Annotated in this window: 20 protein-coding genes and 1 other RNA gene; 14 read left to right on the top strand and 7 right to left on the bottom strand. The window is 36.9% G+C overall.

From position 1 onward, the window contains the following. Positions 1–115 precede the first annotated feature (115 nt). Complete coding sequence (locus tag J2Z34_RS14590; RefSeq protein ID WP_209460603.1) at positions 116–733, bottom strand: GDSL-type esterase/lipase family protein; 618 nt, start codon at positions 731–733, stop codon at positions 116–118. A 388-nt stretch (positions 734–1,121) separates the two neighbouring features. Here J2Z34_RS14590 and smpB point away from each other — a divergent pair, with 388 nt between their 5' ends. The 4 genes from smpB to J2Z34_RS14570 all read left to right on the top strand — a co-directional run bounded on the left by smpB (position 1,122) and on the right by J2Z34_RS14570 (position 3,674). Next, positions 1,122–1,589: an SsrA-binding protein SmpB gene (smpB, locus tag J2Z34_RS14585; protein ID WP_209460602.1), complete on the top strand. Its 468-nt coding sequence runs from the start codon at positions 1,122–1,124 to the stop codon at positions 1,587–1,589. Between the two features lie 51 nt (positions 1,590–1,640). Continuing rightward, positions 1,641–1,992: a transfer-messenger RNA gene (gene ssrA, locus J2Z34_RS14580) on the top strand. Between the two features lie 271 nt (positions 1,993–2,263). Then, a complete protein-coding gene (locus J2Z34_RS14575; protein ID WP_209460601.1) occupies positions 2,264–2,422 on the top strand; it encodes a hypothetical protein in 159 nt (52 codons plus the stop codon). 454 nt (positions 2,423–2,876) lie between these two features. After that, positions 2,877–3,674 (top strand): putative hydro-lyase, encoded by a 798-nt coding sequence (locus J2Z34_RS14570; RefSeq protein WP_209460600.1) that lies wholly within the window; start codon positions 2,877–2,879, stop codon positions 3,672–3,674. A 220-nt stretch (positions 3,675–3,894) separates the two neighbouring features. On the opposite strand, the gene J2Z34_RS14565 is transcribed toward J2Z34_RS14570, so the two are convergent. Further along, positions 3,895–4,545 carry a GntR family transcriptional regulator gene (locus J2Z34_RS14565; RefSeq protein ID WP_209460599.1) on the bottom strand — a complete coding sequence of 217 codons (651 nt, stop codon included), beginning with the start codon at positions 4,543–4,545 and terminating at the stop codon, positions 3,895–3,897. A 313-nt stretch (positions 4,546–4,858) separates the two neighbouring features. Between J2Z34_RS14565 and J2Z34_RS14560 the strand changes: the two genes are divergently transcribed. The 9 genes from J2Z34_RS14560 (at position 4,859) to J2Z34_RS14520 (ending at position 15,175) form a co-directional block, all read left to right on the top strand. After that, complete coding sequence (locus tag J2Z34_RS14560) at positions 4,859–6,145, top strand: L-cysteine desulfidase family protein (protein ID WP_209460607.1); 1,287 nt, start codon at positions 4,859–4,861, stop codon at positions 6,143–6,145. A gap of 18 nt (positions 6,146–6,163) precedes the next feature. Continuing rightward, positions 6,164–6,952, top strand: a complete 789-nt coding sequence (locus J2Z34_RS14555) for a creatininase family protein (RefSeq protein ID WP_209460598.1) — start codon at positions 6,164–6,166, stop codon at positions 6,950–6,952. 419 nt (positions 6,953–7,371) lie between these two features. Further along, the gene (locus J2Z34_RS14550; RefSeq protein ID WP_209460597.1) at positions 7,372–9,294 is read left to right on the top strand and encodes an aldehyde ferredoxin oxidoreductase family protein; all 1,923 of its coding nucleotides are present in this window, start codon (positions 7,372–7,374) and stop codon (positions 9,292–9,294) included. Positions 9,295–9,469: 175 nt separating this feature from the next. Next, positions 9,470–10,768, top strand: a complete 1,299-nt coding sequence (locus J2Z34_RS14545; RefSeq protein WP_209460596.1) for an Nramp family divalent metal transporter — start codon at positions 9,470–9,472, stop codon at positions 10,766–10,768. 754 nt (positions 10,769–11,522) lie between these two features. Then, on the top strand, positions 11,523–11,858 hold the full coding sequence (locus tag J2Z34_RS14540; RefSeq protein ID WP_209460595.1) for a hypothetical protein: 336 nt from the start codon (positions 11,523–11,525) through the stop codon (positions 11,856–11,858). Continuing rightward, positions 11,855–13,210: a hypothetical protein gene (locus tag J2Z34_RS14535; protein ID WP_209460594.1), complete on the top strand. Its 1,356-nt coding sequence runs from the start codon at positions 11,855–11,857 to the stop codon at positions 13,208–13,210. Before J2Z34_RS14540 ends, J2Z34_RS14535 begins: the two co-directional genes overlap by 4 nt. A gap of 82 nt (positions 13,211–13,292) precedes the next feature. Further along, on the top strand, positions 13,293–14,126 hold the full coding sequence (locus J2Z34_RS14530) for a hypothetical protein (RefSeq protein WP_209460593.1): 834 nt from the start codon (positions 13,293–13,295) through the stop codon (positions 14,124–14,126). Beyond that, positions 14,111–14,434, top strand: coding sequence for a hypothetical protein (locus J2Z34_RS14525; protein WP_209460592.1), 324 nt, complete (start codon positions 14,111–14,113; stop codon positions 14,432–14,434). Before J2Z34_RS14530 ends, J2Z34_RS14525 begins: the two co-directional genes overlap by 16 nt. 15 nt (positions 14,435–14,449) lie before the next feature. Then, positions 14,450–15,175, top strand: coding sequence for a uracil-DNA glycosylase family protein (locus J2Z34_RS14520; protein WP_209460591.1), 726 nt, complete (start codon positions 14,450–14,452; stop codon positions 15,173–15,175). A 154-nt stretch (positions 15,176–15,329) separates the two neighbouring features. Here the strand turns inward: J2Z34_RS14520 and J2Z34_RS14515 are convergent, their stop codons facing one another. From J2Z34_RS14515 to xerA, 3 genes are read right to left on the bottom strand one after another with little or no spacing between them, the layout of a single operon-like run. Beyond that, entirely contained in the window at positions 15,330–18,341 is a 3,012-nt protein-coding gene (locus J2Z34_RS14515) for a type I restriction endonuclease subunit R (protein ID WP_209460590.1), read from the bottom strand. A 47-nt stretch (positions 18,342–18,388) separates the two neighbouring features. After that, positions 18,389–19,546 (bottom strand): restriction endonuclease subunit S, encoded by a 1,158-nt coding sequence (locus tag J2Z34_RS14510; RefSeq protein ID WP_209460589.1) that lies wholly within the window; start codon positions 19,544–19,546, stop codon positions 18,389–18,391. An 11-nt stretch (positions 19,547–19,557) separates the two neighbouring features. After that, positions 19,558–20,550 (bottom strand): site-specific tyrosine recombinase/integron integrase, encoded by a 993-nt coding sequence (gene xerA / locus J2Z34_RS14505; RefSeq protein WP_209460588.1) that lies wholly within the window; start codon positions 20,548–20,550, stop codon positions 19,558–19,560. Between the two features lie 38 nt (positions 20,551–20,588). Here xerA and J2Z34_RS14500 point away from each other — a divergent pair, with 38 nt between their 5' ends. Beyond that, a complete protein-coding gene (locus J2Z34_RS14500) occupies positions 20,589–21,254 on the top strand; it encodes a restriction endonuclease subunit S (RefSeq protein WP_209460587.1) in 666 nt (221 codons plus the stop codon). On the opposite strand, the gene J2Z34_RS14495 is transcribed toward J2Z34_RS14500, so the two are convergent. Further along, positions 21,251–21,712, bottom strand: a complete 462-nt coding sequence (locus J2Z34_RS14495) for a restriction endonuclease subunit S (protein ID WP_209460586.1) — start codon at positions 21,710–21,712, stop codon at positions 21,251–21,253. The genes J2Z34_RS14500 and J2Z34_RS14495 overlap by 4 nt on opposite strands. 145 nt (positions 21,713–21,857) lie before the next feature. After that, positions 21,858–23,360, bottom strand: a complete 1,503-nt coding sequence (locus tag J2Z34_RS14490) for a class I SAM-dependent DNA methyltransferase (protein ID WP_209460585.1) — start codon at positions 23,358–23,360, stop codon at positions 21,858–21,860. Between the last annotated feature and the right edge of the window lie 564 nt (positions 23,361–23,924).

Genomic DNA, 23,924 nt, shown 5'->3' with positions numbered 1-23,924 from the left:
GAAGCTAAAGCACCCTTGATTTGCGGCTAATCCAGTGCGTAGGCACTGTCAAAATCTTATGTTATTTCATTGTCCTCTTGACGGAGAGCAGATCAAGAAGCGTGCAGACCTTTTATTATGAGACTATATAATCCTTTGGGTCCTTCTTCAGAAGGATGTAGTTGAATTTGTAGAGGAACTTGTCTGCCACAGTCTTGTGGTATTCCTGCGTCAGATGTATTCCATCGATGAATACTTTGGAAGGTTGATTCTGCAGCGTATCCTCGGTAATCGTCTTTGCAAAGTCAATTGTTGCAATGTTCTCATCCTGGCAGTATTCGGTGATTAGTCGCCTGTATCTCTTCAGGATAATGAGCGATTCCTGATAGTCCTCTTTACCCATTCCCCAGATCTCATTTGCCATCTTCACTGAGATAAGCGGTTGGAGCATTATTATTGGAATTATCCCCGAATCCAGTGACATGTTTATCATTTCAACCACATTGTTGAATATGATGTTTGCTGTTCTTTTACACAGGGCGTCATTTGTACCTGCCATGATGAATGTATAGTCTGGTTTTTCCCTGAGCGCGTCTTCATGGAACCTGACCAAGATGTCAGTTGTGGTGTTTCCATTGATGCCCCTGTTGATCATTTCTTCCGGCGTTTCATTTTTGACGATGTCATACCAGGACTCGCCATTCCTAACTCCATATCCTGTCAAAAAACTATCACCGATAAAAAGCAGCTTCATGGTCACCACCTCCTTGATGTTCACTCTCTATTAATATATTTTACCGTAAAAAAGTCAAAAGTAAAATATGTATTAATAAATTATGAATTAAGAAATTGAAATTTCAGACTATATCGCGAGTTATGTTTATTATATAACACAAATGCTATATTTATCCATAGAATATTTCAACTATCTGCAGTTACAACAAAATATATGGCATGTATTCAATATATAATTCATGGATTACATCAGTCAGGAAGATTGAAAGTATTGCGGTACAATTATTTTACTTAGCAAAAACCATGCCACGATTTTAATCTAGTTTTAAACACTATACACTAAAATAATTATGGTGGATGAAATGCAACTGCGTTTGTGTTAGTATAGGATTCAGCGGGGTGAGAATATGAACGACAAAAGAAACAAGACCCTGGCTGAGAACAGGAAAGCAAGACACGAATATTTCATCGAGGAAGTGTATGAAGCTGGTATCGAGCTGGTTGGCACTGAGGTTAAGTCTATAAGGTTGGGCACTGCAAACTTGAGGGACAGCTACGCTGACATTGTAAGCGGAGAAGTGATCCTTAAGAACATGCACATCAGTCCGTATGAGAAGGGCAACATCTTCAACAGAGACCCTCTCAGGGACAGAAGGCTGCTTCTACATAAAGGTGAGATACTTAAGCTTGAACAGTTCACAGCACAGGAAGGGTATACTTTAGTTCCACTGTCCTTATATCTAAAGAACGGGATAGTGAAAGTAGCGCTTGCTGTAGCCAAGGGTAAGAAGAACTACGACAAGAGGGACACAATGCTTGAAAAAGCTGCGAAGAGGGACATCGAAAGAGAGTTCAAGGAACGCGGCAGATATTGACATGCAAGATTCTGCGATATAAAATAAAGTGCTGGTCATAACCAGAGTCATGGGGATGTAATGGCTTCGACAGGGGTATGGACGGTTTGGTAAGCGAGTAGAAGGACCCCATGGGCCTGCTTTAAAAAACTATGGGAAATTGTAAACGCAGAAGATAATTTTGCACTAGCAGCCTAGTCTGCTACGTTCTGCCCGGGATGACCGTTGCCTGGGGCCAGGGCGTCATTAAACGGTAAAACGAGCCTGGCAAAGCTTTGAGCCAGGAACGGAAAAAATGAAGCTACAGATCTCATAGCCTGCCTGTAGGCGATTGGTGATGGAAGTTTAAATTACAGAGCTACACTCGTAGAAAGCCGGATCGGCTGATTTCTGGACACGGGTTCGACACCCGTCATCTCCACCATATTAGTACTCAAATATTGATACAATGAAAGCTCCTGATTTCAGGGGCTTTTATTGTTTGTGAGATTTTTATACTCAGTTTAAGACTGCCAAACTGGCATTATCGAAAAGGATATGCAGGAAGCTGTATAGATAGAACGGAAGAGAAGGAGTGCATTTAGGGAAAGCATGGAGAAATATGGCAAGATTTATCCAGTGATTTTAATCCATCTATTGGTAAGGTGATCTGCTAAGAGTATGTAGGTCTATTTGGCAGAAATGTATGGAACTCCATGAATAAGAAACTTCGAAAAGCTACCTGGCAGTGCAATCACAATTATGATGAAAAAGGAAAAGTACTTTACCAGAACAGGAATCTGGACGAAAAATTGCTTACAGATGCTGTGGTCAAGGCTTTAGGGACAGTCAAGATAATCCGGAATCATACTTGAGAAAATGGGAGAAGGATCTCGAGAAAGCAAATCTTCTAATCAGGTATCAAGCTAAACAAGTAATAAATACGGTTGTTCAATTTGTGAAACTTCACATCATAAACTAAATGACCTCATTGAAAACATAAAGTAAGTATACAAGGTAGTTATGTTGCTTTCTCGGAGCTTACTAAGCTCATAGCCATATTTTCTAATTGGGACTATATTGGTAGTAGATTTTATTGAAGAGGTAAATGCAAAAACAGAAATTAAAAATTGACAATAAATGTGCGCATTACTATAATAATATCAAAAGAATATTAGTGGTATTATCAATAGAACCCCGCTATTTTCATAATAATCAAAATACTGAGCTTATAAGTACTACATGTTTACCAATTCAACATTATATAACCCATAAAGTAAAATCACTTACGATTCGATTAATTACCAAATTTATTTAGGAGGTAGTGTTATGTTAAGTGAAGAATTAAAGAATTTGAGTGGAGAAGAAGTAAGGCAACTTATAAGAGAAGGTAAATGGAGAGATGCTACGGCTGGAGTTGCATCAGGATTTGTGCAAGCTAATATATTAATACTTCCCCGAAAATACGTTAGTGATTTTATGCTGTTTTGTATTCGAAATCCTAAACCATGTGCTCTTATAGAGGTTCTTGATCCGGGTGTAACATCTCCAGTTAACTCTTGTAGAAATTCGGATATTAGATTTGATATACCTAAGTATAGGGTATTTGAAAATGGAAGAATGGTAGCAGAGGAAACAGATATAGCTAATTATTGGCGGGAGGATTATGTGTCGTTCTTGATGGGATGTAGCTACACTTTTGAAAACGCACTGATTAATTCGGGTATTTCAATACGCCACATTGAAGAAGGTAAAAAAGTTCCTTTATATAGTACAAATATCGCGTGTAATAGTGTATCCGGAATAGATGTGAATATGGTCGTTAGTATGAGACCAATTCCATACAAAGACCTCACAAAAACAATACAAATAACCTCAAAATATCCTTCAATGCATGGAGCGCCAATTCATATTGGAAATCCAGCTGAAATTGGGATTGAGGATATTAATACACCATTTTTAGGAGACCCAGTTACAATTCGTGAAAATGAAGTACCAGTATTTTGGGCATGCGGTGGTACTGTATATAATTATGTTGAGAAGCTTAAATGTAGTTTGGCAATAACTCATGCTCCAAGTCATATGTATATTCTAGATGTTAAGGATGATGACTTTCGTGAATATTAAATTTTTGAAATAATTGTTGATGAGTACTCAATAATAATAAACAAAGGAATTTTCTGAGTAAAAAATTGAATAAAATAGGAAAAGAAGATGGCTCTGATTTAGGCCATCTTCTTTCCAGTTTTAAGTGTTTGTGCGTTACAACATACCTCGTATTTATTGTCAAATCAAAAAACGTGAGCATAATAAGGAACCAGAGGTAAATTCATGTGTAAATATTAACTTAATCTCCAAAGTTAACTGATAATTGCATACCAGCAAAATCATCAATGTCCTTTCTAAGTGCACTTATAATTCCATTGATATCACGGCTTTCTATGCGATCAATTATTGAACTGTGATTTTTAGTATCTAGTGGAACCTCATTTTCATCCCACTTATCCCAATAGAATTGAGCATATGCTCTCTTCAATCTTGACATACAACGTTGGAGCTCATCATAAATGTAATCATTATTCGAAAATGAGATTAACTTAAGATGGAATTCAGTATTACACTCCCAATGATCCCAAACCCTATTGAGTGAAAGGTTACATCGTTCATCTATTTCACGCAATTTTAGTATTTGATTAGGTGTAATTTTAGTATAGAAAAGTTTTAGAATACCACTCTCAATAAAATATCTGAATTGCAACATTTCTTTTACATCATCCATAGTTAACTTAACTACTTCATACCCATATCTTGGAATATTTCTAAGAACATTATCGTTGCATAATGCAATCAATGCTTCTCGTACTGGAGATTTACTACACCCGAACTCCTCTACTAATGACTTTTCGTTTAAAATTTGGTTAGCTCTATATTTGTGATTGAAAATGTTTTCAAGGATACCATTATATATATTTTCCTTCAAACTCAGTTCAGAATTCATACTTAACTCCTTATACACCAATGATGTACTATATCCATTATTTGATTTTCATGAGTGTTTACATGATTCAAGTTATAGTATATTATATCATATTTCATTGAGTGAAATTTATCAACCATATTCTATAAGTTCATTTTAGAAAATAAATCTTGAGAATTGCGTGAAAAATACACTAATCAATGTTGACGTATACATTGATCTAATTTATAATAAGGTCAATAAGATACTACTGATATTATCAGAGAGTGTTAATAGGCAGGAGGACGTTAATGTGCAAAAAGAAAACAATTTTCTAAGTATATTAAAAAGTGAAATGATATTAGCACTAGGGTGCACGGAGCCAATATCAATTGCTTATGCAGCATCAAAAGCTCGTGACGTATTGGGTGTATTTCCAGAAAAAATTAATGTAACCTGTAGCGGGAATATTGTTAAAAACGTTAAGGGAGTTACTGTGCCAAATTCAGGAGGATTAAAAGGAATTGATATTGCAGCAGTTTTAGGAGTAGTAGCAGGAAATTCAAAGCTTGAGCTTGAAGTACTAAGTAATATTGAAGCAGACGATATCTCAAAAGCTAATAAGCTTATTGAGGAAGGTTTTTTCTCTTTTAATCTTAACGAAAATGTTGAGAACTTGTACATTAAGGCGACAGTATATAGTAATAATCATTCAGCAGAAGTTACTATCTTGAATCAACATACATTCATTTCAGAAATTAAATATGATAATGAGATAATTTATAGAAATAACTCAATTGATTATGGAAATAGAACGATTGACAAATCGACTCTTAATGTAAAGGATATCTTAGAATTCGCTGATAGCGTAAAATTATCAGAAATTGAAGAACTAATTCAAAAGCAAATTAAGTATAATAGCAATATAGCAAACGAAGGCATTAATAATTGCTATGGAGCAAGTGTCGGGAAAACATTAATTGATCTTTTTGGAAATAGTATTGAGGTCAGAGCTAAAGCAAAGGCAGCAGCAGGATCAGACGCAAGAATGGGAGGATGCCCTTTACCCGTTGTAATTATATCGGGTAGCGGGAATCAAGGAATGACAGTTTCTATACCTGTCATCGAATATGCACATGAGTACAATGTTGATACAGAAAAATTATTAAGATCTCTTGTTGTGGCGAATTTATTGGCAATTCACATAAAGAGGTTTATTGGTAGATTATCAGCATTTTGTGGTGCTGTAAGTGCTGCGTGTGGCGCAGGTGCTGCAATTACTTACATGAGTGGGGGTGATTTTGAGAAGGTATCGATGACAATCACTAATATATTGGCTAATGTTTCGGGTATTATTTGCGATGGTGCTAAACCATCATGTGCTGCAAAAATAGCTTCTGCAGTAGATGCAGCTATACTGGCGCATAATATGAGCATGAGAGGATTAACATTCCAATCTGGAGATGGTATTGTTAAGGATAATATTGAAGAGACTATACAAAGTATTGGACACGTAGCGAGAGTAGGTATGAAAGATACTGATAAGGAAATCCTAAATATTATGATCGGAAAGGTAAGCTTAGGTGAAAGTAGCATTGGATATTTCAATTATGATGACAACTTAATCTCAAGCTGCAATTAAACAATCGGAGGGTTAGAAATGAAATCTGTTTGGATGAATGAAATTACATGGGAGGATGTCGCTGAGTATTTGAAGAATGATAATATTGCGATTATCCCTGTAGGAAGTACAGAACAACATGGGCCAGCGGGTCCACTTGGAGTTGATAGCTATGCTGCAATTGCAATTGCTGAAGATGCTGCAAAAAAATCGAATGTTCTTGTTACACCGCCGCTGTGGTTTAGCGATTCGCCTCATCATTTGGAGTTTCCTGGAACAATTTCTTTGAGGCCAGCAACTCTAATATCAGTAATTAAGGACATAGTTCACTCCTTGGAACGCAATGGATTTAAAAAATTTATTCTAATAAATGGGCATAAAGGCACAAATTTACCAGCTCTTACATTGGCATGCAGAGAAATACAACAATATGAATTACCTCATGTACGAATGGCTCTGACCGACCCCCTATTTTTGTGCACAAATGCTGGTCAATTAAAAGGTACAAGTACTGAACATCATGCTGGCGTTCTGGAGATATCACATGTTATGTACAAATTTCCAGGACTTGTAAAAGAAGATAAGCGACCATCTGAAGATGTGAATTTGGAGGATGTTTTCGGCGACTATATGAAAAAGGATCTTTTCGGTGGTGGTAAACCTCCAGTAGAGATTTTCTGGAATAGCTATCAGCAAAAGAATTTTGCACCAAATGGTAATTTTTCAGCTTCAGACAAGGGTTCCAAGGAAATGGGTAAAACTTATCATGATAATATGGTGGGAAATTTAGTTGATTTTATACAATGGTTCAGGTCATTCGAGGGATAAATAGATTAACATTATCCTCTAATTATTGAGCGAAATGTAAGATTCATGAATACAGTAACTGTAACAAAGTTTTGGATACTGGTAGCAAAATAAAATCATCGAAGAAATTAGAAATAGGAGGTTTTTATGTTTTATGACGGTTGTATCGGTTGTCATGTTTGTGAGACTGTTTGCTCATATCATCACTTAGGAAGATTTGAGCCAAGTAGTTCGAGCATAGAGATTAAGAAGGGATCAGAAGGGAATTATCCTATGATATTTTTCAATGGCAAAGACGGTAAAAGAGTTTCTTGTGATTTGTGCCGAGGTCTCGAAGAGCCTCTTTGTGTAAAATATTGTTCAAAATTTAAGTTTAAGAAGCATCTTTCGGATATTGTAACGGCAGAAAAAAATAACAGACTATAAAGGAGAATTCACATATGCAGCAAGGTAAAACATTGCTTCGAGTTGACCTAACTACGGGTAAATTGAAGTGGCAAAGTACAGAGCCATACAGAGAATGGATTGGTGGAATCGGTGTTGGTACAAAAATTTTGTATGATGAAGTTAAACCTTGGATGGGACCATTCGATCCTGGCAATAAAGTAATTATTAGTACTGGTGTGCTTACAGGCTCTTTTTGCCCTGGTGCAGGGAGAATCGCTGCTGTTACTAAGAGTCCAATGACAATGGGAATTGCGTCGACTAATGCAGGTGGAGCTTTCGCCCACGCGTTACGATATGCCGGCTTAGAGCATATAGTACTTGAAGGTCACTCAAACAAACCAGTATATTTATGGATCGATGATGGTCAAATCGAGATTAGAGATGCTTCAGAATTGGTTGGAAAAGATGTTTGGGAAACTGATGATTTGCTTAAAAATGTACATGGAGATGACATTAACACGTTAGCGATTGGACAGGCTGGTGAAAATATTGTTCGATTTGCGTGTATGACTGTTGATAGACATCGAACGTGCGGGAGAAACGGCTTCGGGGCGGTACTTGGTTCCAAGAACTTCAAAGCCATCGCTGTTAGAGGAACAGGAAGTGTAAGCATTAGTGAAAAGAAATTATTCTTCGATACTGTTGATGACATTTATAGGAGACTTGAAGAGACTCCAGGTATGAGAAGCTTTATTGAATATGGTGCTATGGCATGTGCACCTGGTAAATACAAACATGGTGGTTATAACTATCGACATTCTCAGGATCTAAATATTTCTCAAGAAATGGCTGATGAATTTGCACCTTCAAATATTGCGGAGAAATATAGAGTGGTACAGACGTCATGCTATGGTTGTACAATAGGATGTCAAAATCAGTATAAGATAACTGAAGGACCATATGCAGGTCTTGTAATGGAAGGGACTCAATTTAACTCTGCGTTGAATTTTGGTTCAAAAATGGATATATCTGATTTTGGATTTTGTATCAAAGCGACGGCGTTATGTAACTACTATGGTATGGATATCGATGTTGTTGCGGAACAAATAGCTTGGGCTATGGAATGTGTTGAAAAGGGATTAATGTCGAGTTCTGATTTTGATGGTCTTACTCCAGTTTTTGGTGATCAGGATATTGCGCTGAAGTTAATCGAAATGATGGCATTCCGTGAAGGCGCTGGGGCAAAGCTTGCTGATGGTGTAGCAAGAGCTGCAACATACTTCAATGAAGATACAAAATACTATGCAATGCACTTGAAGGGTAATGATCTATATGAAGTACTTCGTTCAATAATTGGATACGGCCTAGGGGCAGTAACATCAACTCGTGGTGGAAGCCATGTGCTAGGTTCTCCTCTTTGTGAAACAGGTGACATAACTGATCATGAATTTGCTGAGAAGAAATTTGGAATAAAGACGTACAATCAACCACTTGAGTATAATGGTAAGCCTGAATTAGTGATGCATTATGAGATAATGACTCGTATGTGTAGTTGTATGGGTACATGTGTATTCTCTAGTGATTGGCAGGAAATTCATATGATGGATTTTGAGGATATGGCGAAACTATATACAGCAACTACGGGTATACCTATTAGTGTAGAGAAATTTAAAAATCAGATGTTAGCATTGCTAGCGCTAGAAAAAATATTTAATTATACGCATGCTGGATTTACACGCAAGGATGATTATCCACCGAAAAGATTGATGATAGAGCCTGTTAAAAGTGGATCAGCAAAAGGTTCAGTATTAGATATTGAAAGATGGGATAAATTACTCGATAACTATTACGATGTTCATGGCTGGGAAAGAAGTACTGGAATCCCAACAGCAGATACCTTGAGAAAATTGGGATTGGAATATGCTATCAAGGACTTAGAAAAACTAGCGAGAGCACCGGGGCATTCGTATCTATAAGAAGGAAATTGCAAAAAAATTATCGCAAGTTATATTGTCAAACGAGCTCTAATAAAAAAGTTAAGGTGGGTGATATATGTAATTCACAATAAACTTAAACAAGAACTGCTTAATTTAAATTGGTTACAGACTACATACACCTATTAAACTCCATATAGAAGAGAGGATGATTGTAATGAACCAAAATACAGCTAGTAAAAAGGTTATTGACAGTGATATCGAAGTAAATCTTATTGAACCAGATAAAAAATATAGTATTATTGATTATTTAAAGAATTTAGGGCCTGGTGCAATTGTCAGTGCTACCATTATCGGACCCGGTACAATAACTGCGTGTACTTTAGCTGGTGTCAATTTTCAGTACATTCTAGTATGGACTATACTTTTTTCAGTAATAGCAACGTTAGTTTTACAGAACATATCGAGCAGAATTGGAATTGCAACTGGGAAGGGTCTTGCAGAATTAATTCATGATATCTATAAGGATTCGTATCTCAGATTCTTTTTTGCAGCAGCTGTAATTCTAGCGATTGGGGTGGGTAACTCAGCATTTCAAAGTGGAAATATGTCAGGTGCTGTATTAGGACTGAAAGCAATTGTGGATATGCCTACTTGGATTTGGGCCACTGTAATAGTTTCAATAGCAAGTATTGTCCTCTGGACAGGGCGATCAGCATTTATTGAAAAAATAATGCTAGTTCTGATTGTATTCATGGTTATTATTTTTGTGCTTACTGCCATTGCTGTTAAACCTGATTTTAGAATGCTGTTCTCTGGATTTGCGCCAACTATACCTAAAGGTTCCATTTTGGTAGCAATTGGGATGGTTGGAACAACTGTTGTGCCTCACTTGCTTTTCATGCACTCTTCTTTATGCGCTAAGAGATATGAGGGACGCAATAAAAATAATGCAATTAAAGAAAGCATGTTTGACACAAATTTGAACCTATTCTTTGTTGGAATAATATCGTTATGTGTTGTAATAACTGGTGCAGCATTATTTGGTAAAGGGATTAAGGTGAGCTCCGGACTTGATATGGCAAAGCAACTAGAACCACTACTAGGTAGTTGGGCGAAATATGTATTTGGTGCTGGATTGTTTGCTGCAGGAATATCGTCCGCCTTCTCTGCTCCTATGAGTGCTGCATATGCAATATGTGGAATTCTACGATGGCCAACAAATCTCAAAGATAAGAAATTTAGGATAATCTGGATAGTTGTCATGCTAATCGGGTATGCTATAACTGCGAGTGGAATCCAGCCTATTACGGTAATACTACTCGCTCAGTCATTCAATGGAGTTATGCTTCCTTTATCTGCCGCAATTCTAATGCTCGGGGCCAATAATAAAAGTATGGGGAAATTTAAGAATACTCATCTTTGGAACATTGCTGGAGCTTTGACCATTGCTGTAACAATTATACTAGCGTATAGAACATTATCAACTTCATTGCCTCAGCTATTAGCTATATAAAGTTACTAACCTTCTACTTTGTAGCTTTTCTCGTGTAGAGTAAACCTAAAGAAAGCTACAAGCGAACTAAAACGCATTTTAGAATATGAAGATATAATAAGTATAAGACAAAAGCTTTTCATAGAATAATTCGGTTTGTATGCTGTTGTGCAGTTCGGGGCCTACGAAATGTCAATATTAGCAATTTGTATAATCTAGAATTAATCCAAATTCTAAGTGCGTTACAAATATACTCTTTACTAATCTTGTTGATTAAGGTTTATTTCGAAATATGCTAGTATGAAATGCTGATATTAAGAGATATTCGATTCAGGATGCTATGACAAATGTGGGGGATACTAATGCGCGTATGTCAATTATGCGTATTAGTATCTTCTTGTTGCCAAAACACATGTTGAGACAGTTGTCTTGATAGAGAGGGTTAAGCCTTGAGCGCCAAGCTGTTTGGGGATTTAGGTGAAATCGAAAAATAATCAAAATGGCACTAAAATTGGGTGAAAACCTCGATTTTAGTGCTTTTTGCATAGGGGGGCATACTTTTACGCGAAACTGATGGACTGATATTCAGTACTTCAGTTATGAGTTAATAGTTTGATGAATTCGTTTCCAAACCGTTATTTCAACTAGATCGAATTTGTGATAAGTTATATATAAATGAAAGCTTAAATTATTTGTAGATCGTTAGTTTGTCCAAATTTAATATTCCGACTATTTTATTTCAGTTAATAGTATTTCGATATAGGGAGGTGATGAGATGAAGCGATACTCAGATGACGAAATTAGAAGCTTTAAAAAAATAACCTGTAAAATTGCAGGAGATTATTTGGGAATCTCGCCTATGGCAGTCAGCATTGGTATGAGGAACAATTTATTGCCGATAGGCTTTGCTATCAAGAATGATGAAAAGTACAGTGAGAGCTGGAGCTATAACATTATTGCAGAAAGGCTTATAGCATATAAGTATGGGAAAACTAACGAAGTCCAAGTAAAAAACATTGAAAATAATTTGTCTACTATAATCAGTCAGTTTGAAGAATTGAAAAAGGACCTGCTTTTTCTATTAAGCGAAGAAAAAGAACTCGAGAAATGAAAATCTATGAATCACTTTTTACTTCGCTTGAAGTCAACGAAAAAGGCGATATGGTCAATAGTGAGGAGGTGAAGAAAATGAGTCAGAATGACATCTTGCTAACTCGAGAAGAACTATATGAAGAAGTTTGGACATTATCTGTTTCAGGAGTGGCTAAGAAATATGGAGTTGATTATCCAAATCTTCTAAAGATATGTAAGAACTTAAAGATACCTATACCATCAATGAAATATTGGGCATTAAGGAACACTGATGAGCAAATGGAAATAGATAAGCTGCCTGAATCGGATAATGAAATAATCAATATCGCTCTCAAAAAAAGGATACAGGTATTGCCCATAAATGAAGTTAAGTCTCCTGAGAGAGTGGAATTAGTAGAAAAAGAACCATATTTGATATATAAAGATAGCTTATTGTTTATGGAAGATAATGATAAGCTTAGAGTATTCCAGGAAGCAGAGATAATCTCAGTGATTGATAGGAGTAAAAGATTCTCCAAACCAATAATTGACTATAGAAAGATTGTTGATGATTGGAATGAGAAGGACAGAAAGGAACCTCTTTCCAAAAAAACTCCGGATAGTTACTCATCTAAGAATCCCCCATTTTTAGCAGGAGTCATTTCTAACGACACACTTCATAGAGTATTTCGAATCCTAGATACATTACTTGTGAGTGTTGAGAAGTTAGGTGGGAACATAACAAATAGTATGGAATTTATTATCCGTGGGGAAGTAGTCAAATTAGCAATTTATGAGTATCAGGATCAAGTTGAACATGTTCTAACGAAAGATGAAAAACAGAAATTACTCGAATATGAATACCAAGTTAAGAGGGGAAAATATGCATATAAACCAGACATAAAAAAGTATGATTATGTCTTCAATGGGAGAATTAATGTATCCTCGAGAAAAGGCAAATATTACAAGGACACAAAAACAGATAGTATAGAAAATCAAATCGGTTTAATCTTGATTGAGCTATATGAGCAATCAGAAATAGTACGTCTCGCAAGATTAGAAGCTGAGGAACGTGAAAGAATATGGAAGGAAGAACAAGAAAGGCAAAGAGCCTACAAACAACGAAAAGCCGAAGAGATCCAAAAAACTATAGAACTACGAAACTGCGCAATCGATTTTGATACAGCCTGTAAAATTAGAGCTTTCATTACTGCCATTAAGATGAATCCTGGAAATATAGAAAATGTGGAAGAATGGCTCGAATGGGCAAGGAAAAAGGCAGATTGGTTCGATCCAACAGTAGCCATAGAAGATGAATATCTCGGAAAGAGAAATCATGGCGCTGATGAAGAACAGAAGCAACTAAAAACACCTTATGGATATTGGTGGTGAAACTTAGCTCCTAAGACGAGCATCAAAAATAGATGTAGTGTATTATTAGTACATACAATATAATGCATTCGGAGGAATTGGATTGAACTACACAAAGAAAGAACTCTATTCTGATTTTTCTCTTTTTAACGAAGAATTAATTAGTTTGAATGTACTCAATGATAGTGAAGTTATTGAATATTGCCAAAAACTTATGCATTATTTGTATGGGCATGGATTGGCATGCAGGGGATACCAATTATATCAAAATGATTGGGAAATGTTCGAGAATGATCGAAATAGAAATCCACAAGAGAAAACATTATATGAGCTACTTGTATATTTATTTATATATTCGAGAGAAGAACATATGTGTGGTGGATATGGTAGAAGCTATACAAGGGCTTTCAAGAATAGAACTATTCCTGATTTGGTGCGCGGTATAACGATAAGATTAGAAGAGATGGCACTAACTGAAAATGATGAATCTGACCAGTTGGGTGCTAAAGGTATTGCTGGTGAGTATTTTGTAGTGGCAGAGTTGACTCGAAGGGGCTTTGTTGCGTCACTTACCTCAAAAAACACAAAGGGAATTGATATTCTGGGGTCAGATAAGAGAGGTCACCAGATGTTTGCGATTCAGGTCAAGACGAGTAATAATGAAAAGCAATTAACGTGGAAAATGAGCAAGAGTGCTGAAAGGAACTATTCTAAAAACCTATACTATGTATTTGTGAACATGAATAATGGGAATCAACCGAAGTATTTTATTGTTCCGAGTTCATATGTAGCTTATAGAGTAAAGCAGGACTATGATGAATGGTATATTACACCTAGAAAAGATGGAATGCAGCATAAAGAAACGAGCATGCGAACCTTCTCTTTTGTAGACCAGGATGAGGCCAATCAGTATTTAGATGCATGGTATTTACTATAGTTATTGGGGATGATTGTATGGAGTGTAGGGCTTATTATCCTAAGGGAAAAAGCGTAATCCTGCTTAGATATGCCAATAATTTGATTATAGAAATTGAGTATATGTTGAAAACTTATAGCTCGTTAAACGGATCTTATGTAGTTTTTTGCTATCCTAGTAGTATGGATTTTGATAATGATAAAACTAAACAAGCATTGAATACTGTCAATTTGTATCATGATGATGAAAAAGTGTTAGACAGTATAATTTGTGATGCATTAACAATGAGTTATGTGGATTTACAAAAGTACTACGAAGAGACATTTTAGAAGTTGAGGATTTTGATGAATAGATATCAACTATCACAAATATTATTTGAACAAACCAAAATCATTGAACCATATCCAGATAAAGTTAAACCTGTTGCCGAAATGGTTAATGTAACAGCATTCTTTCCAGGTGGCAAGGGATTATGGTTGGAAGATAACTCGAATATTTTTCCAGATATCCTAGTGCTTGGCCATGATTTTTCGACTGTTGACTATTATAATAAAATGCTTGAGACTGGGCAGAGTGAGATTAACTCGTCAACATGGAGGGCGATGAGAAAGTTATTTAATGATACTGACTCGGATCTCAATAGATGTTTTTTCAGCAATGTATACATGGGTCTTCGTGATGCGGATAAAATGACGGGTGTGTTTCCTGGTTCTAGAGATAAGGAATTTGTTAAACGGAACCTCGAGTTCTTAAAGACTCAGATCAGTACAATGAATCCTAAAGTAATTATTACACTAGGTAAACCTGCTTCAATTAACTTATCACTTCTCTCTGCGCAACTAATTGATGAGTGGTCAAAAGGCAAAGCGTTAAGCAACCCTAATAATGGATTGAAAAGAAATGCTATTATTGATGGCCTCAGTTATGTATGTGTTGCCTTAGAGCATCCATCAATGAGAAATCAGAACGTGAAGAGAAGAAGATACGAAAATGAGTTTGGAGTCTATACTGGAAATGAGGCTGAAATCGAAATGTTAAAGGATGCACTTTGTAAAGAATTAACTAGATAAAATTGCTGAACTCTTGCATAAAAAGTTGTGGAACATCAACTCGGTTTCATTACAATATTCAAACGATATAGATATAGCATAAATTTATTATTCATAATAATGAAAGCCTCTGAAAATTCAGAGGCTTTCATTAATGTCCTTGGTTAGCCTTGCTCTAGATATCCGCCCACATCTCGCACTGGCCTATTACAGTGGCGATTGCATCTTCAAGCCCTTCTGGTGGGTATTTATATCGCTTGAGTAGCTTTTTGATCATACGACGCATGCCAGCACGAGCAGACTCTTTCTTCTGCCAGTCAATTGTACGGTTTTTGCGAAGCAATTCAGTAAGTTCATGAGTTAGGGCTACGAGTTCCTCATTCTGATAAAAATCTTTAATAGCTTCAGGTCGAGTCAATGCATCATAGAAAGCAAGTTCTTCATCTGTTAGCCCGAGAGAATCTCCTTCAGCATGAGCGTTAGCCATGTCTCTTGCCATTTTCATTAATTCAGCAATGACTTCCTCGTTTGAAAGCATTCCATTCAAGTATGCTTTCATTGCTCTTGTCAGCATTTCGGAGAATTTTTCGGATTTTACCAAATTTGTTCTCCGATAGAGTTTTACTTGTTCAGCAAGAAGTTTCTTCAAGATTTCAACCGCAAGATTCTTTTCCTTCATCTTAGAAATCTCTTCTAAGAATTTCGGATCAAATAGAGAGAACCCTGTATCAATATCTGAGAATAGGTTAATTACACCCTCGCTCTTAATGCTAGATTTAAGTAGTTCATTTATTTGAGAGTTGATCTCTTTCAATGATAATGGTTTGCCATCAGTGGTAATACGAGTGAGTAGAGTCCTTACAGCCTCAAAATAAGCTGCTTCGTGCCTTTGATTAGTGTTTAGTAGAGAACGGCATAGTGATAAAGCCTGTCGAAGTAACATGGCTTCTTTGATGAAATCTTCTTTCTTCGTAGCTTTATTTACACCGGACAAGAAGTTGACTCCGCTGCAAATTGTTCTGGCACGGACGAGATCTGTTGCGGATTCACTCATAAACGGGGAATAATCAAAGCCGTGGAGTATGTTTCGGCAAACTTCTAATTTTTCAATAAACTTTGGAAGAGCTGTCTTAGCAATATTAGTATCACCATAATTACTCTTATCTCTTCTGGTATAGTCGTTCATTGCCTGCTTTAGAGCTGCAGCAATACCAACATAATCTACTACTAAGCCACCTTCCTTATCTTTATAAACACGATTAACTCTTGCTATGGCTTGCATTAAGTTATGGCCGACCATAGGTTTATAAACATACATCGTGGCGAGTGATGGTACATCAAAGCCAGTTAACCACATATCTACAACGATAGCGATTTTCATTGGATCATTGTCATCTTTAAATTTTAATGATAGTTCATCGCGTCGCCTTTTATTACCGATTACACTGCGCCACTCTTCGGGATCTTTGTTGCTTTCGGTCATTACTACTCCAACTTTTTCAGTCCAGTTAGGTCTCAGCTGAAGGATTTTCTTGTATATACTCATAGCAATTGCTCGAGAGTAAGCAACAATCAAAGCTTTACCTGTCAGCTCATGCTGACGATTCTCTTCATAATGACGTATGATGTCCTCACATAGAGCTGTTATAGTCTGTTCAGCACCCAGTATACTTTCCATTTGACCAAGTTCAGACTTACTTCTTTCAATAGCATATTGCTCGGCATCAATTGCCATTCGTTCATACTCGGTATCTATGAGTCGGAGTATATCCTCATCAAGCTTCAAATGGATAACGCGGCTTTCATAATAAACGGGACGTGTTGCGCCATCTTCTACTGATTGTGTCATATCATAAACATCGATATAATCTCCGAAAACCTCAATTGTTGAACGGTCTTTTGTAGAAATAGGGGTGCCTGTAAATCCGATATAGGTTGCATTAGGCAGACTTTCACGGATTATAAGACCGAATGACTTTTTGACTCGGCCAGTACTTGTATCAATTTTTTCATCAATAAACTGACTCCTGTGAGCCTCGTCAGCCATAACAATAATGTTACGACGATCCGATAATTCATCTTCTGATTCTTCAAACTTTTGCGCTGTAGTAAAAATAATACCATTAGCCTGGCGACCCGAAAGCAACTCCTTGAGATGAGCACGATTTGTCGCTTGAATTGGTGTTTGACGAAGAAAATTAGAGCATTTCGCGAATTGCCCAAATAATTGGTCATCCAGATCATTTCGGTCAGTTAAAACCACGATAGTAGGTGAGTTCAACACTTCTTGTAGTAGATGAACATAAAAAACCATTGATAATGATTTGCCACTACCTTGAGTATGCCAAAATACGCCACCTTTACCATCTGTCAAGGTTGCTTTAGCAGTTGAATTTACAGCTTTACGGACTGCAAAATATTGATGATAACCGGCAAAAATCTTTGAGTCATTCGAGAAACAAATGAAGTTCTTAATGATATCAAGGAGTCTATTCTTCTCAAAGATACCTTCTAAAAAGGTGTCAAATTGAGCATATTGTGTATTTTCATAACTTCCATCCTTGGTCTTCCATTCCATGAATCTATCTTCGCCAGCAGTGATAGTTCCAGCCTTGGATGTAGCCAAATCACTCATTACCAAGAAAGCGTTATATATGAATAGTGAAGGTATTTCCTGCATGTAGTTTCTAAGTTGTAAGAAGGCTTCACTAGCATCTGTTTCTTCTCGCGACGGAGACTTGATCTCAAAGACGACTATTGGTAATCCATTTAGAAAAATGATGATATCTGGACGCTTATCACTGTTTTCAATAATGGTCCACTGATTTGCCACTGTGAATGAATTTCTTTCAGGCTTTTCAAAATCAATGAGTTTAACTAATGCTGAGTGTTGCTCACCATTGTGGTAATAATTCACTGAAACACCGTGCTGAAGGTAATCCATAAACTGCATATTTTTCTGCAAGGTGGAGCCACCCTCGAAGTTTCGAAGTTTATGGACTGATTCATAAATTGCGACTTCAGGCAGCTCTAAGTTAATCCGACGAAGAGCTGGAAATAGAACTTCTCGGTATAGTGGATCCGAATAATCACGTACGAGGTCCGGCCCGTAAACATGATTGTAATCTAATGTATCACAGAATAATTCAATTACCGCATTTTCATAGTTTGCTTCGGTATATGGCATAATTACCTCCTGGACAACATTATTGAAGTGTTTGTGAAAGTAAATCATCATTTAGCTTCGCTAATATTAGAAATTGATAACTCTCCCGACATTAGTCGAGGTAAAATTGCATCTCGTATGTCTACTAGACGTGCGTTTTCCTTCTGATATGCAACCTGCTTATCGACAATTGGTTTTACTATCAGAGAATAATTCTCTAATGTTTTAATATCGGGTAATATGCACTCCATTGCTTTCAATCGTTCACGTGGAAGATCAGTTTGACCAGTACTACCAGAAGCCATTGAAGCGAATTCACTTTCTCTTTGCAAACTCCACTGTCCAATAAAATGCACAAGTTCATCACTGCTAGGGCGTACGATAGTTATATGAGAATCAACTGTATAATTTGATCCATCGAAAAGAAATTGTGCTGCACGGCCTAGTGTTCCTTCACCAGTGGAGTTTATTAGAACATCTCCATATTGCAGCCATTTCTCGTTTATTCGCTTAGGTTGATGTCCACGGGCTAAGCTCAAATCAATTTCTTTATTCCTAATGCACTTTTGATTAATTACAATCTCAGCGCTGGTTTCGTCATACTTAGGGGTAATACCTTTAGATATCAGTGAACACATGGAATCAAGCGGGGTATAAGTCCAGTTTTCAGGCATTTCTCCGTCCCAAGGCTCGAACTTCACAAACCATGATTTGAAAATTGCCTGAGCGATCTCCGCTAAATGATGATTTATCATTGTATTGTATTTGATTTTCTTATCGAATGCTGTAAGAGCATCGGCAATATCTCGTTGAACATTAACCGGTGGTAATGAGAAAACTATAGCATTCATATTTGACTGACTTAGTTTTGGCTGAGCAGACCCTGTAATAAATCTAGTTAGATCCATTGAGTTTAGCAAATAGCATATATAACGAATATCAGCCAAATCATTGCACTTAACGATATGTGCATGATTATTGACCCAATATTTTCCCTTAACTATTTGTGCAACGTTTTGTTTTCGTGTTAATAGGTTCTCACCATCTTCCGCAATAAGCATATATTCACCATCGAAAATATAGTCATCAATGTAATCGATAACTCCCTGCGCTCCGTAATACCTGTATGAACCTTGACGCAATTTTCTTTGTGATGAAGATAATGGAATCCTTTGTTTGTCATAATTTATTGTAATATCCCCAAAGGTTAGATTTTGAAAAATCAATGAAATCCCTCCTAGCCAATAAACTTTCGGTGTGAGTTCTTTACATTTGTTTGGTTGACCATTGCATAGTGCATTGTCGTATCAATTTTTACATGACCAAGTAGATGTTGTACCTGTTCTATTGGCATTCCCTTATCGATAGCTCTGGTTGCGAGTGTTCGTCTGAATTTGTGAGGATGGACTTTCGTCATTGATACTCGCTTGCCGATTTCTCTTAATCTCGTCTCCACACCTCCTATCATCAATCGATTGTTAGGAAGGGGTAATGATACAAAAAGGGCAGGATTCTTGTCTGTTCGGCTTTGTAGGTAGTTTTGAAGATGTATTTTCGTTCTTGCATCGAAATAGGCAATGCGCTCATTACCACCCTTTCCAACTACAATGCATTCTCGCTCATAGAAACATACATCATCGCGGTTCAATCCCACTAGCTCACCAACTCGTATCCCAGTTGATGAGAGTAAGTCAATAATTGCCAAATCTCTCATTTCGTTACATGCATCGCGTAATAATTCTAGCCCTTCATCAGTGAATGTATCTTTAATTGTTTTATCGGTTTTGATTTTATGGATTCGTCGAACTGGGCTTTTCAGAATATAATCCTCATCCTCAAGCCATCCAAAGAAACTACTAAAAATGCGACGCATATTGTCGATAGTGACCTTGCTTGAGTTCCGTTTCTTCTGATATTGAGCTAGATAGACTCTCAAATTATCGGTGTTTATATCTCGAATAGGCCTATTTATCATTTTAAGCATTGCTTGTAAGGTGGAATTATAATATTTTAATGACTTATCTGAGCAACCCTCAATATGCTTTGCTGAAATAAATATTTCAAGGAGCTTACTGTTATCTATACAATCAAAATGATCCCCATCTGAATCTTCAGTTACATTTAGATTTAAAAAAGCGTTTGAGAGGACTTCCCTAAGTATCGCTTGCTGCTTTTGGGTAAGTAATGGTGCCATTTTTGACTGAATCTCTGTAATAAGTTTGTCTTTCATTTTTCGCCTCCTGCTTATAGCTTAATTTGATTTTAGCTATGGCATTCGGTTTGGTAAATCATCATTTAGAGCAGGTGGCACAGATTGCTTTCGAGAAGTTTCTGATAGACGAATGTGCTGATGAACCAATGGGTGTACTATCAGAAATCGCCGATATTAATCCGCTCCGTTCATTAAGTCGTGGGCAAAATGCAGTATATATTGAGATGGCAAAATTACCTACTCATAGTTCTTTTCCCACAGACTGGGCAATGCGTCCATTTTCAGGCGGAATGAAGTTCACCAATGGTGATACTATTATGGCTCGCATTACACCTTGCCTTGAGAATGGCAAAACTGCATATATTAACTTCCTCGAAGAAGGTACGATCGCCTTTGGTTCGACCGAATACATAGTAATTTCCTCCAAACCCGGATACTGCAATGAAATGTTCTACTATTTGGCTCGATACCCTGATTTTGTGAACTATGCTATTCGAAACATGAATGGAAGCAGTGGTAGGCAACGTGTGTCAGGTGATACTATCGGTTCGTATGAATTACACATCCCAAACTCTGAAAGCGTCCGTAAATTTGCCGAGATAGCAACGCCAATTATGAAGAGCATAAGGGAAAATTCGCTAGAAAGCCGAAATCTTGCCGCCATACGCGATGCTCTAATACCACGTCTAATGTCTGGTGAAATTTCAGTTGCCAATATCTAAGCCGCTAAATGATGATTTATCTTCATGTTCGTTTCTATTTTATCATCGAGAGCCGCAAGAATACGCCTAATCTCAATTTGCACGTGTAACGGCGGCCATTTTATCTCAATTGAGTTCAATATTTCTTGAGTTAACAATGGTTGACTAGTGCCAATATGTCTGTGGTTTAAATTGAGGTTTTTTAGAACATAATAGTCAAAACCAATGTCTGAGTTGTTCTTGTTAACCGCTGATATAGCATTGTCTGATACCCAGTGAGATTTACGTTCGTAATATACACTTCCACAATAGGCCCCTACACGACCTATGATGATACTATTTTCATTGTTTGCTGAATCGGTGTAGTCAAGTATACCGTTTCCACCATATACAGGTAATACTCCAATACCTGATGGACGCTTCTTGCCATTCTTGAACTGAATATATTCTGAAAGTGATGCCTGCATCCATTCTCCCATACTGATACCTCCACTAATAAATTTCCTGTGCAAATACTTATGTTTTTTAGTTGATCATAATTTGTGCTTGGAGTTTAATTCATATTACAAGCAATCATTGATTTGCTCTTAATGATAAGACACTATGTGTTCATAATAATCATAATTACATTTCATACCCAATAGCTCCCAATCTTGTTCTAATCTCTTCTTCCAATTCATGGGAGCGTTTGAACATCTCAGATAATTCACTGGTCAGCCTAGTCATTTTTTCTTCAAATGGTTCCCCATCATCTTCCTGATCTTCAATTCCAACATATCGGCCTGGTGTGAGAATAAAGTCCTGCTTTGCTATTTCTGCTGTTGGTACTGCTGCACAATATCCCTTAACATCTTCAAGAGTACCGTTATCGAATGCTTCGAATGTTTCAGCGATTTTGGCAATATCTTCCTCAGTCATTTCACGAAGTCTTCTATTAACCATTGTTCCCATCTTACGAGCATCAATAAATAGTGTCTTTCCCTTTTGTCTCTTATTTCTACTTATGAACCAAAGGGATACCGGAATCTGTGTTGTAAAGAAAAGCTGAGTTGGCATTGCTATGATACCTTCTACAAGGTCGTCCTCAACAATTCTCCTTCTGATGTCTCCTTCACCACCACTCTGTGATGATAGTGATCCGTTAGCTAGGACCATACCAATCTTACCGCTTGGCGCAAGATGATGAATCATATGCTGTAGCCATGCAAAGTTCGCATTCCCTGATGGAGGTAAGCCATATTTCCAACGTGGGTCATCATTAAGTGAGCCGTCATTCCAATCTGAAAGATTGAATGGGGGATTTGCCATTATAAAATCAGCTTTCAGATGGGGATGAAGGTCTTGGTGGAAGGTATCAGCATTATATGGACCAAGATCTGCTTCAATACCATGTATAGCTAAGTTCATCAATGCCATTTTTCTAGTTGTTGGATTTGCATCCTGGCCAAACACAGAAAGGTTATTGATATTCCCTGAATGATGGCCAACAAAATCAGCAGACTGGACAAACATGCCTCCTGAGCCGCAACAAGGATCGTACACGCGTCCTTTGAATGGTTGAAGAACCTCAACTAGTGTGCGAACCACACAAGACGGCGTGAAGAACTCTCCGGCACGCTTTCCTTCTTGTTCAGCAAATTTTGCTAAGCAATACTCATAAGCTCTTCCAAGAATATCCTTGGTGCTTCCATGTTCTACCATCTGAATATTAGTGAAAATATCTACTACATTACCAAGACGTCGCTTATCTAGTTCACTTCGTGAATAATTCTTGGGTAGTATGTCCTTAAGTCGTCTATTCTCTTTCTCTATAGCACGCATAGCATCATCAATAACTGAACCGATTTCTTCCTTGTGGGCTGCTTCAGAGATGACATTCCATCTAGCTGAAGGTGGTACAAAGAATACATTTACTTCGGAGTAAGCATCCTTATCCTCAACATCGTCATCTTCTTCTTTTAGCTGAAGGTACCTTTCTTCAAATTTGTCAGAGATATATTTTAGGAAAATAAGTCCGAGCACAACATGCTTATATTCAGCTGCATCCATGTTTCCTCGTAGGATGTCTGCAGCTGCCCATATTTGTTGTTCAAAACCAAGTGATGCTGTGTTATTTCCATTAGCCATTCAGTGATTCCTCCTGATTGTTCATTTTTCAACGCTATTACTATTATATCTTATTTAGCTCTTCATAATAAGCTACTGAGCTAATTATATTGATTTCAATGTATCATTACAAAGAGTTCACTAAAACGCATTATATTTATACACTTATATTAAATTGAGAGGTATAATATTGTTGTTATCACACTGATAGATTTATGAATTCTACTATTAGATACTCTTAATTGATGAAGTAAAATGATGTTAAATATTGATAAATTTATTGCTGTGTCAGTATATTATCGAGATGCCTTCCCATTACATTGGAAAGATGAAAAATTAAATGGGATATGTTAGCGTTTCTTCTCCTTTGGCACGCCTTAACTTTGATAAGACTGGATGACCAGTTTTGAATGATATTAATGAAAGCGCAAAATAGTGGCCTATGCTTTATTTAGAAGGAGCTTCAAGTAAAGAAGATTTGTCCTAGCGCTTAAATATATCGTAATAAATTGGAGGATTCATGGAAAATAATTTTTCGGACAATAACAGATAACTGCGCAAGCTTTTATTGAAGAGTGCAACACA

Source organism: Youngiibacter multivorans (assembly GCF_017873395.1).
GTDB classification, from domain to species: domain Bacteria; phylum Bacillota; class Clostridia; order Clostridiales; family Clostridiaceae; genus Youngiibacter; species Youngiibacter multivorans.
The sequence above is the reverse complement of the archived record's forward strand: the minus strand, read 5'-3'. Positions and strand labels throughout refer to the sequence as shown.